Annotated in this window: 15 protein-coding genes; all 15 read right to left on the bottom strand. The window is 55.4% G+C overall.

The annotated features are described in order from the left end of the window. Positions 1–363 precede the first annotated feature (363 nt). The gene (locus tag PM2_RS31935) at positions 364–780 is read right to left on the bottom strand and encodes a helix-turn-helix domain-containing protein (RefSeq protein WP_369404171.1); all 417 of its coding nucleotides are present in this window, start codon (positions 778–780) and stop codon (positions 364–366) included. A 237-nt stretch (positions 781–1,017) separates the two neighbouring features. Continuing rightward, positions 1,018–1,812, bottom strand: coding sequence for a hypothetical protein (locus PM2_RS27590; RefSeq protein WP_004574370.1), 795 nt, complete (start codon positions 1,810–1,812; stop codon positions 1,018–1,020). Between the two features lie 129 nt (positions 1,813–1,941). After that, a complete protein-coding gene (locus PM2_RS27585) occupies positions 1,942–2,346 on the bottom strand; it encodes a hypothetical protein (RefSeq protein ID WP_004574368.1) in 405 nt (134 codons plus the stop codon). Between the two features lie 11 nt (positions 2,347–2,357). Further along, positions 2,358–2,957 carry a hypothetical protein gene (locus PM2_RS31420; RefSeq protein ID WP_004574366.1) on the bottom strand — a complete coding sequence of 200 codons (600 nt, stop codon included), beginning with the start codon at positions 2,955–2,957 and terminating at the stop codon, positions 2,358–2,360. Positions 2,958–3,082: 125 nt separating this feature from the next. Next, positions 3,083–3,442 (bottom strand): hypothetical protein, encoded by a 360-nt coding sequence (locus tag PM2_RS30880; RefSeq protein WP_141745121.1) that lies wholly within the window; start codon positions 3,440–3,442, stop codon positions 3,083–3,085. A 378-nt stretch (positions 3,443–3,820) separates the two neighbouring features. Then, complete coding sequence (locus PM2_RS27570; protein WP_004574362.1) at positions 3,821–4,441, bottom strand: hypothetical protein; 621 nt, start codon at positions 4,439–4,441, stop codon at positions 3,821–3,823. Beyond that, the gene (locus tag PM2_RS27565) at positions 4,442–4,687 is read right to left on the bottom strand and encodes a hypothetical protein (RefSeq protein WP_004574360.1); all 246 of its coding nucleotides are present in this window, start codon (positions 4,685–4,687) and stop codon (positions 4,442–4,444) included. Positions 4,688–4,826: 139 nt separating this feature from the next. Then, positions 4,827–5,357 carry a hypothetical protein gene (locus tag PM2_RS27560; RefSeq protein WP_004574358.1) on the bottom strand — a complete coding sequence of 177 codons (531 nt, stop codon included), beginning with the start codon at positions 5,355–5,357 and terminating at the stop codon, positions 4,827–4,829. Positions 5,358–5,472: 115 nt separating this feature from the next. Further along, positions 5,473–6,414 (bottom strand): signal peptidase I, encoded by a 942-nt coding sequence (gene lepB / locus PM2_RS27555; protein WP_004574356.1) that lies wholly within the window; start codon positions 6,412–6,414, stop codon positions 5,473–5,475. Then, entirely contained in the window at positions 6,411–6,641 is a 231-nt protein-coding gene (locus PM2_RS27550; protein WP_169739409.1) for a hypothetical protein, read from the bottom strand. Before PM2_RS27550 ends, lepB begins: the two co-directional genes overlap by 4 nt. A 781-nt stretch (positions 6,642–7,422) precedes the next feature. Continuing rightward, positions 7,423–7,665, bottom strand: coding sequence for a hypothetical protein (locus PM2_RS27540; RefSeq protein ID WP_004574349.1), 243 nt, complete (start codon positions 7,663–7,665; stop codon positions 7,423–7,425). 148 nt (positions 7,666–7,813) lie between these two features. Further along, positions 7,814–8,062 carry a hypothetical protein gene (locus tag PM2_RS27535; protein ID WP_004574348.1) on the bottom strand — a complete coding sequence of 83 codons (249 nt, stop codon included), beginning with the start codon at positions 8,060–8,062 and terminating at the stop codon, positions 7,814–7,816. A gap of 317 nt (positions 8,063–8,379) precedes the next feature. After that, complete coding sequence (locus tag PM2_RS27530; protein ID WP_004574347.1) at positions 8,380–8,856, bottom strand: hypothetical protein; 477 nt, start codon at positions 8,854–8,856, stop codon at positions 8,380–8,382. A 223-nt stretch (positions 8,857–9,079) separates the two neighbouring features. Then, entirely contained in the window at positions 9,080–9,238 is a 159-nt protein-coding gene (locus PM2_RS31290) for a hypothetical protein (RefSeq protein WP_004574345.1), read from the bottom strand. After that, complete coding sequence (locus PM2_RS27525; protein ID WP_004574344.1) at positions 9,231–9,503, bottom strand: hypothetical protein; 273 nt, start codon at positions 9,501–9,503, stop codon at positions 9,231–9,233. The genes PM2_RS31290 and PM2_RS27525 overlap by 8 nt, the downstream gene beginning before the upstream one ends. Positions 9,504–9,787 lie beyond the last annotated feature (284 nt).

Below are 9,787 nucleotides of genomic sequence, written 5' to 3'. Positions count from 1 at the left end.
CCTACCGGAAAATAGCCACAAGCTTGGACCTCCAGGTAGTGTGCACCTCATGCCTCTTCACTTCTCCCCCTGATACCCACTCAAGCTGCACCGAGCCTGTTGAGCCTGTGCACATGAACGCGAACCTGGTGAACGACGCACAGGCCGCACAGGCAGCAAGACCAGTCAGCGCGAAGCGATCTCCCGGCTGAGGCTTGACCTCCCCCCGCACCAGATCCCCGGCCAAGCCACGCCGGCATTGGGCACAATCCACTGCGAAGCGGGCAAGCTCAGTGCCATCAGAAAATACGATCGGCAGGCTGCGATGCAACGGCATGACTTGCCTCCACTGAGCAACTGCGTCCCCTACAGGGTCATTGCCATCTAAACGCTCACTGCTCTCCACTGACCCCCCCCCTTGCTGACTGCGTTCACGTACACCTTGACCCATCCTGGTACAGGCCGCTGCCCTCTCTCCCAATAGCCCACAGCGGCATAGGCCCAGCCCAGGGCATTGGCTAGCTGTGCCTGAGACCAACCTAGAACCTCGACTCTGATGCGCCTGACATCTGCGCCGGTGAGGGTCGGTTCACACGCGGGCAATTGGCCCTCAACAGCAGCGCGATAGAGTGATCGAGCTGCAGCTGGCATTTCGGCCCCCTTCTCCCACTTCGATATCAGCCCGGGCGAGACGGATAGCATCATGGCTATAGCTTTCTGTGTCAGGCCCGCCGAATGGCGTTGGCGTGCAAGCTCACTCTGCACGGTCGGGGGGAGTTGGATATCGTGCTCCCTGGCCATGTCGTCGCGGTAGCATTGCGCTGCGTGTTTTGCCCGGGAACGACCGTGGTAGGCCAAGTCGCGAAAATGGCGATCGGCGACAAACTTTCCAGCCTTCATCAACCGCACACGCCAGCCCGCGTCCGAAGGTTTGGACGGTCGATTGTCACGAGTAATGCCCTGCATCTCTGCGTCCGAGATGCGCCTAGTTGTGGAGGTGGCGGCGCCAGGCTGCAGGCTTGGGATATCCATAGGAGTTCAGTCCGCCGCGAAATCGGACTGATCTGGCTCCGGACCATCATCTAGGTCGAGGAATAGTCCACTGCCGGAAACCAAACCACCGCCCAGAACCAGAGCTGAGTTAAGCCCCAGCGCCGGAACCCCATCAGAATCTCCAGCATCAGCATTGGCGCCCTTGGGCCTGGGCTTCACCGGCATAGGGATACTCGCGGGAGACGAAGGTGCAGGGGTCTGGAGTATCATGGGCTCCGCAGGGCGCCGTTGAGGAACTGGCTTCGGAAGTGGGTTACCCCGCTCCGGCATAAGCAGCGGCACATCATCATCCAGGTTGAGTATGACCTCGCTCGCCTGCGCTCTCTCCAGGCTGCTGAAGAACTCGTCAGACTTGGCCATTAATTTGCTGAACTGCTTGTCTGACATGGGCTCCTTGCGACGTAACCCGCCCATGTTGCGGATGGTGTCAGTGGTGATGGCGTACAGGGCGTCTTTGAGTTCGGTCCGCACCTGGTGCGTCATGAACTCACACTTCAAGGAGAGTACTTGCTCCGCCCTTCCGACCTGGGTCGCCAGCTTCTCAAGAGCCTGCAGTTGGCGCTCGATCCGCAACTCAGCCGCTTGTGCCGTGGTTCGAGACCGATTGAACCAGTACCAGGCACCAAGGAGGGCAAGGCCAGCCGCCGATGCAACCAGGTACGTTGGCAGTTGGCTTGCGGGAGGGGCTGGCACGAGATTGAAACTGAACGAGTCAGCTGAGACCAGGGGCAGCGCTACTGCCCCTGACAGTGACAAAAGCAATTGACGTTTAGCAGTCATTTCAGGCTCCAGCGCTGACAGCTTCATTAGGCTAGTTATGATACATAGCGCGTACACGTACACGCATAGTATCGCCTAATACTTGGTTGTCACGCTGCAAAAATGAGCGCCAGGGTTTCCCCTAGTGAATCACATCTGATCGAGCTTGAATGACTCGGCGCCGGCAACCAGATCATTGCCTAGGTTGGCTAGAATCGTATCCCCAGAAACCGCTACCCCGTGCCCGCGGACGCCGCCTGTGCTGACCCAATACACCTTCCCTGTACCGGCTTCTACAACACGCTTGTGAAGCTGAACCGAGTAGCTGAAAAGACGCTCCCCCGGCTGATAGTCAGCCGTCTCCAGGTAAGCGTAGATCTTGTAACCGCCATCCAGCTTCACAACCTGCTTTGGCAGGTGAGATGAAATCGTCTCCTTGATCATCTCCTGGGAGATCTCAGCGGCATGTGCAGAAAGCACGAGCTCGACAGCAGAGGCACTACTAGAGCTGAAGCCCATAATTGCGAGGAGGGCCAGTTTTGTCAGTTTGATCATGGGAGGATTACTCAAGCGGGGTCATTTTCAGTTGGTAAGTGAGTGCTGCAGGCCGGTGCAGAAATGGTCTCCCCGCGTAGATGCAGCATCATTGCGTAGATAGCGACATCAAGGGGATCTCCTTTTGCGACGTGCTCGCGCAGCTCCGTTGAAAGGAAATCAGCAGTGCATATGGTCTCGTCATTCCAGCCAGACCGGCCTTTTGCCCGGTTTCTGGCCATCTTCACTTTCATGTTGAGTGCGATAGCGTCGACGGCCGCATCATCAAGCGCAGCCTCGCCGAGCTGGCTCGGTGAGTTGTAGGTACGAACAACAAGCGCCGTTTGTTCTTGAGCCTGCACTCTAACTTGGACCTCACCGACCGCCTCCAAAGCAGCGTGCACGCCGCCGGGGTTCTCTCGGTGAGCGACCCGGAGTGCCTCCAACCAGATCTGTTCGGTTGGCATGTCGCTGCCGGCTGCCATGGGGGCAGAGGCCTGGTTCTTCGCGTTGGCCAGCCACAAGATCGTGTTACAAGCAGGACAAGGGGTTGACTCGTTGTAGCTGGGAATGCCGCCTTGACTCGCCATGAAGCCGAACCCTTCACAATGAAGGGCCCCGCTGATCATCATGCAGCCCCCAGTTGCATCCTGTGGCGAGGCCCCTGCCAGCTGGCTAGCGCTGCCCGCTGGACGCGCACCTGAGTCGAGGTGCGCACTCGAATTCTCTACTTGCACAAATCCACCTGAATCACTGATCAAAGGAACACCGAAGTGCCAGCCTCAGAGGGCTTTGCCTGTGCTGGTTGCGGTGTCGTCGTTTTGCCTGGCGCCAAAGCAGATGAAGACAGCAGCACAGCCGCGTCCTGCTTCGCTTGATCGATCACTGCGGGATTGACTCTCTTCCAGTAGCAGTAGGCCGATCGAGAGTTCTCGTGCATGGCCAGGTCACGCTTGCGCATCAGGTGCTCGATCTCCGAGACCACCCAGTGACCAGCGCCAAACGCGTGGTCTCTCCCTGCAATCCAGTACTGCGCATCAGTGATCTTGAAGAGCATCTCAAAGACGGCCAGCGCAGCGACGGCCACAGGATCTGTGCTGCACTTGAGATGAGCCATGATAGGGCCAAGGGTGCGTATGTGAGCTAGCCGAAGAGATTGAGCCCAAGAAACAGACCGAGGGCGCCCCGCCAACTGGGGCAAACTCATCTGATAGAAGCCCTTGGCTTGCGGCGCAACGAGTTCGCGGACATGGGCGCTGCATTCCCCGCAAATCGTGCTGCTGGCGTAGAGGCGATCCTGCCTGCGCCCGCCCATCCCTGGCGAGGTGAAGCTGAACAGATCAAGGTGCCCACAAAGGCACTTGGTTGGAGCGGTAATGTGAGCCCCCATGGACACCTCCAGAATACACACCAGTAAACGCTTTCAGAATCACAATGAAGCATAACACGTATGTATATTTTAAGGGCGCAATCGTCCTCACATTATTCGCTATTCCTATGCGGCCGGCAGCAGCGATAGGATCAGGGGACCTAACTCGTTGGCAGTGTAAGAGCCAGAGATAGCCATCTTGACTCGAAACGGGATGGGTTTACGTCCTTTTCGGATAGAGGTGAAGTCCTCCAGGGATAGGCCTATCCGGGACGCTTGCTCAGTTTCACTGAGGCCTGAGATCTCTGCCAGACCATCAAAAAAGGCACTGACCAAATCTGGTGATCCGCCAGCATCCAAACGATCGAAGAATCCGTAGAGCAAAGTCTCACGGACCACCTGCGACTGCTGATTGGCCGCCTCTACCGCCTCTCGAATTGGTTCAGGCAATGCAGCGAGCAGAGTCGACAGGGTCACCTCTACCCCCATCGCACCGAGCGTGCGTATACGCGCCGGGGGCGGCAACGGGCGCATGTTCACTCGGCATTGGCGGATCATGGAGATGCTGATGCCAATCTCCTTGCTAAGCCGAGTATCCGCCCAGCCCTGCTCCTCGCGGAACCGGTCCATCAGCTGGGCCCAGGCGACACTGCTCAATCCGGTGTCTGCAGATTCAAAAAAGAGATTTCGAGAGCTCAGGTCGGCTGCCACCTCGGGATTGCCGTCCCCGGCATGAATGTCGAACATCTATTTGCTTCCATCAACTTCTGCCGCACCCTGCTCGTCCAGCTCCATGTGAGCTGCGACGCAGGCGCGAATCATGAGGTAGAGGGCTCCGCCGACAAGGCAGAGAAAAACCCCCTTGAAAATGAGGGCCGGGGAAATCTTCACCAGGCCAGCGCCAACAGCCATGGTGGCCAGCAAGCCCATGACGACAACACAGAGAGCAACAACGACGCGGGTGATCAGAGAGTGTGAAGAACGGGTATCCATGACAAGCGCCCTATCGATACGTAACGTGTACCGATAATACTGGATGATTACAGATAAGCACAATGTCGTGTTTGGAAAGACAGAGGCTAATAATCAGCAGACAAAAAACCCGGGCACTTGGCCCGGGCGTGTAGCAGGTTTACAAGCCGGGCACCCCTAGCGGGATGATTGGCGAGGTAACGTTTTGCAGTCCGAATCCGTTCCCTTCGATGCTTACCGATGCGGTCTTGACGCGAATCGCACCCAAGATTCCGACATTGGAATTGTGGACGATGCGCTCCTGGGCAGTCTGCGTTACCGCGACAGGTTCGAAATCTGCCCCCATGTCATTGGCCAGCAGTTTGTTGATGCGTGCAGCCATTTCAGCGGCAGCTTCGTCGGCAAGACTTTCAGCCGAAGCGGAGTCGAAACAGATACCGATCACCTCGGCATCCGCGCCAGACTCATCATCGTCCTGGGACAACACAACGTGAGCAGTGGCCTTCAGCTCGCTGGAGCTGACCAACTGGGCGATGACTGTCGATCGATACGCTTGCTCAAGCTCTGCGAGCTCGGCATCGCGTACTGTTCCAACAGGGTACGAGCCCACCTGCTGTACCAGGTTGCCGAGGGAATCGACCGGTGCAGCTACTAGTTGAGCGTACTTGATGGCTGTTTCATGAAAGCTCATGCGTTTCTCTCCTGAATGATGGGTGCAAGGCCTTGCGTTGCCTTACAGAGGAGGTATGAGAAACACGGACTTGTATTGCATCGGCACTCCATGGCGGCATCCCTTTGGTGGCCACTCATCGTGAGAGCCGGCTGAACTGTAAACTGCCGTTATCGATATTAATATCGAAAATGGCTCGACCTATAATTTCCTTGTCTGTTACGAACCCCCAATAGCGACTATCCAGGCTATTGGAGCGATTGTCACCCAGCACAAAATAAGAGCCTTTTGGTACAACACATGAAATCCCTGAAACATTCCTCTCGCAGCCCGGGATGGCAGGAAAGTCTGTGTTTACACCAAAATCACTGCTGTCAGTGTCCTGCAGAGTACCAATTTGCAAGCCTTGAATTCGTTCCAACGTGTAGGTGGCGTGCTTAAGCTTTCCGCTGGCTTCATCTTCGTAATCATATGGCATTTCCATTTCGCGCACCGCCGGGGCACAATTGACAGACAACACACCACTTTGATAAGTGATATTGTCGCCCGGGACGCCGACCACTCGCTTTATGTAAGGCTTAGCCGGGTCAAGAGGAAAACGGAATACCAGAACATCACCAAACTTCGGCGCCCCCCCATGCGAGATCGGCTTTGAAACGAAAGGCAACCTCACGCCATAACTGAACTTGTCTACGACAACCACGCTGCCTACTTCTAGAGTAGGACGCATTGAGGAGGACGGAACAAGATAGGGTTCTGCTACGAAGGATCGGAATAAGAGCAGGAACACGGCAACCGGGGTCAGCTCCACCATGTAACCCATAATGCCTTGCGTATAGTGCTGCTGACCCTTAGCTGCTCGATACCGTTCATAGCCCCAGAAAGGCACTCCGATGATCGCAGCAGCGGCGAGCAAGGTAGCCACATCCAGAAAGGTGCACAGCAAGATGTATGGACCAAGGACAGCGGCCCCACACCCTAAAGAGTACATCCAGGCAGGCCCGTGTAACCGGTACCTCTTGCTGCAAAGTACTGGAGCAGCCGCAGTTAAACCAAGCCCAACCCAAAACAGGCTCATAGATACTTACCTGATTTTCTGTTGTAGCCATAGATAGCGATACGGACAACGAACAGCAGAAAGAATATACCACCCAAACCCCAGCCAGAAGCCTTGACCCACAGGCCGTAACTATGGGGAATGGAAACTTCTAGCTCTTCAAAAAGGAATTCAATCAAAGATCCAAGAGCCCAGAGGAGCGCTGCAAATACCCAACCATTCAAAAGCAGCTGTACATTATACTTCACGCCTTTAGACCGGCTCTGTGTCGCTAGCATAGTTACTCCGCGGCAATAAACGACCACCCTGCCCGGCTTAGCGTGCATCGGTGTCCGTTCAACGGCTTGATCAACAATGTGGATTCAAGTGACGCAGCTAAGCACCCGAAGTGATAGCTGTAATATAGAGAAAGCTTTTCCAAGTCTTCTCGTAAGCCCCGGCAATACGCTTCGTAATGGCGACTACCCAGCACAGGCTCTATATTCTCGTATTGAAGAGGAAACGGCTTAAGGGTAAGAAGCGCCAGTCGACACTTCGACGTCAGCCAGACGCAGGCAGCGTCTACTATATTTTGGCTTAGTTGTGATGACCTGAATTCATCCCTCACTTCAAGTCTTCTAATGAAAAGTACGCTGCCAGCTTCGAGCACAGCAGAGAAGTCATTCCGGCAGGTCCAGACCAGCTCCTGCACAGCCTTCTGGAGAGCCTCACTTACCAGGTCGCAAGCATCAGCCAAGGAATATCGCTTTCCATCGCCGCTGGACAACAGAACCGCGTCCAGGACAGCGACTGGCACAGCCTCTGACTGTAATCGAAGCCAGGCTGTAACCAGTCGCCCTTCACATACCGCAAAGCCATCAAACACATCCCCTGAAAGGCTCAGCTCTACGGAGTAGTCACCTGCTAGCTCCATGCGCTCAACTAGGCCGCGATGCATTGGAATCTCGCTGTAGAAGCCGGTATCTATTCGGCTTCGCACATGCGGACGACACCGCGACACTTGCGTTAGGCCGGCAGGCATGATGCAGCTCAGCGCAGCCCGGTACCAACACGGCCCTGCGCACTGGCCTTGGCCTTTTTACGATCGGCCACTTTCAGCAGCTGCACGAAGAGCACAACCATGACCAGAATCGCGATCAGCATGAATGCGAGTGTGGGACTGATGTGACCAATCTTCGCCCACACGAACACGAAGGCTGCCAGGGCCAAAGCCGCCGGCAACTGACCAACAATGTTCAAAGTCCGCATGGCCCAGAATTGAGTTTTCAGCATTACAAGCTCCTCAGAATGATTGATAACACGTACGCATAATACTAGAAGATTTGCATGCCTGCTAGCCATGCGATGTCATGATGCCGCCACAAAAAAGGCCTCCGTCCACAGTGATGGACAGAGGCCTTGATCTACGGCCGGGAGAGCCTCACAGCGGATAGAAAATCGAATAGATACACACCGCCAATGCAGCCGCGCAAAGCGCGGAGCACAGCCAGATCAGCATTTTTACGTCACGCAGCGAGCGATCGGTAAAGCCTTGCATGGCCTGGATCTGCTCAGGCCCTGAGGCGTTTTTCACGGTGAAAAGGGCGTTGCGGCGCTTGATCGCGATCGAAATGATCACAGCGAGCACCACGACAGCGATACGTGCAAGCATGTCAGGAGTGATAGTCATTGCGGTTCCTCAGGTTGGATTTAATACAGAACAGGTAGAGCGATTGAGTCAGCGAGAAACGGCGTCAAGGTTACCGATTCCCTTGTTCACGCATGGTCTTAATGGCTGCGAGCACTGGATCCCTGGGGCTAGCATCTTGCCCCTCACAATGGGTATGGCGCTCACCTGGCTTGATCAAGCAGTAACGCCCTAACGGCTTGGAGACTGCTGCCCCGAAGTGAGGCTGGGCCACCGGCTTGAACATGATCAGGCCAGCAACAGCGCTTACCGTGGCAAAGGCAGCAAGAGCAGTGCGCCAGGAGCGGAGACGCCTTGGATTACGCACCAGCGGCAAACTCCAAACCGGTCGACAGGCTGATCATCTGAACTGCGAGATCTGGGTTGATCAGTCCTTTCGACGCAAGCCCCCTGACCTGGCCAGAGAAAAACTGTACGAAGAAACGTTGGGAAGCGTGCTCGCTCTGTACAGAGTCCCCATGCTCCTTCACCTGGCTTCGTCTCTCGATGGCAGCGGCAGCAGAAGTGGCAATAGCGTTGGCCAGCTCTGCGGCCACCGCTTCACCACGGGGCGGCAGCCTGGTCACATCCAGCTGAGCAAGGACCTCATGTGAGAGATGCAAGCTCGCAAGGCCGTCACCATACCAACCGTCATAAACTGTCACCCCGTGCTCATCGGTAGTGAGCACGGTAAAAAAGCGTGAGAGTCGGTGGGTTTCATCGTCGCCGACAGCAAGCATGGGCGGGTTGGCTACCTCGTAACCGGCGCCGACCTCGAATTCGTGGGAGTTGGCCAATTTGAACGCTCCTATCGGTTCCAAAAATGGGTGCTTGCAATAATACATAACGCGTACGCATACGGCGATAGCGATCAATGCAAATCTACATGATTCCCTAGGAGTAGGTGACAGGGTTCAGGAGGCCCACGCCGGGTCCCGGAAATCGAATCCAAAAAAAGACCCACCATCAAGGATGGTGGGTCGGATTTAGCGTTTCTTTATAGGTGGCTCTGCTGAGCGTTTATTTGGATTGCAGCGGCTTGCCGTTTTGGTTTGCACCGTATTTTACGCGTCTGAACTCACCTTTAATGGCAGCAACAGCTCCCATCAAGGGCGCGAAAAAGATACGCGGTGCTTGCCTTGCAGCGTTAGCGAACTCTGACCCAAACGTATTATTCATCAGCAAATTCCTTAATAGCCCTGTAAGCCCCAATGCATATAAAGATGAAGAAAAGACCAGCATCCATTAATACAATGAAGTGTTCGAGCAGCCCCAGGATTAGTAAAGTGAACTCACTAATCCCGAATTCAGCCAAGTACTGGACCAGATGGTTGAGTAGTACTGCAGGCACCATGATAATCAAAAATATGATAGTACCGACGAAGCCATGAGCCGCGAAGTGTGCTATCGGGCTCCACCAAGGTTTTTTTTGCGTTTTGGACATCTGTTACTCCTGAAAGGACCTGGGGCGGTCGTTGAGAAATCCCATAGGCCTTCTTGCGGTAGACCTAGCCCCTGGAGATGCGTAACGCGGGCCTGTAATCTGCAGGACGCAAAAAAGCCAGGCAGTGCCTGGCTTGGTGGAACAATTCGCTTAACTCTGCCGTGCCTGCCGCAGCCGGCCGGGCGTGAATTTCCCAGAGAACGAATAGCCGAGATCCCTTACTCGCTCACGGACCTTCAGCTTGTTGGATTTGTCGCCCCGCTCCTTGTGGAGCTCGACATGCT

The sequence above is a fragment of the Pseudomonas monteilii NBRC 103158 = DSM 14164 genome (genome assembly GCF_000730605.1).
Lineage (GTDB): Bacteria > Pseudomonadota > Gammaproteobacteria > Pseudomonadales > Pseudomonadaceae > Aquipseudomonas > Aquipseudomonas monteilii.
Note: the sequence above shows the minus strand (reverse complement) of the source record. Positions and strands in the feature narration are given on the sequence as shown.

What these genes read in the sequence shown, in the direction of transcription:
- PM2_RS27585 (WP_004574368.1), bottom strand. Translation starts at nt 2,346, where the DNA reads ATGATCAAACTGACAAAACTGGCCCTCCTCGCAATTATGGGCTTCAGC.
- lepB (WP_004574356.1), bottom strand. Translation starts at nt 6,414, where the DNA reads ATGAGCCTGTTTTGGGTTGGGCTTGGTTTAACTGCGGCTGCTCCAGTA.
- PM2_RS31290 (WP_004574345.1), bottom strand. Translation starts at nt 9,238, where the DNA reads ATGAATAATACGTTTGGGTCAGAGTTCGCTAACGCTGCAAGGCAAGCA.
- PM2_RS27525 (WP_004574344.1), bottom strand. Translation starts at nt 9,503, where the DNA reads ATGTCCAAAACGCAAAAAAAACCTTGGTGGAGCCCGATAGCACACTTC.
- PM2_RS27590 (WP_004574370.1), bottom strand. Translation starts at nt 1,812, where the DNA reads ATGACTGCTAAACGTCAATTGCTTTTGTCACTGTCAGGGGCAGTAGCG.
- PM2_RS27535 (WP_004574348.1), bottom strand. Translation starts at nt 8,062, where the DNA reads ATGACTATCACTCCTGACATGCTTGCACGTATCGCTGTCGTGGTGCTC.
- PM2_RS27565 (WP_004574360.1), bottom strand. Translation starts at nt 4,687, where the DNA reads ATGGATACCCGTTCTTCACACTCTCTGATCACCCGCGTCGTTGTTGCT.
- PM2_RS27540 (WP_004574349.1), bottom strand. Translation starts at nt 7,665, where the DNA reads ATGCTGAAAACTCAATTCTGGGCCATGCGGACTTTGAACATTGTTGGT.
- PM2_RS27560 (WP_004574358.1), bottom strand. Translation starts at nt 5,357, where the DNA reads ATGAGCTTTCATGAAACAGCCATCAAGTACGCTCAACTAGTAGCTGCA.
- PM2_RS31935 (WP_369404171.1), bottom strand. Translation starts at nt 780, where the DNA reads ATGGCCAGGGAGCACGATATCCAACTCCCCCCGACCGTGCAGAGTGAG.
- PM2_RS31420 (WP_004574366.1), bottom strand. Translation starts at nt 2,957, where the DNA reads ATGATGATCAGCGGGGCCCTTCATTGTGAAGGGTTCGGCTTCATGGCG.
- PM2_RS30880 (WP_141745121.1), bottom strand. Translation starts at nt 3,442, where the DNA reads ATGGCTCATCTCAAGTGCAGCACAGATCCTGTGGCCGTCGCTGCGCTG.
- PM2_RS27570 (WP_004574362.1), bottom strand. Translation starts at nt 4,441, where the DNA reads ATGTTCGACATTCATGCCGGGGACGGCAATCCCGAGGTGGCAGCCGAC.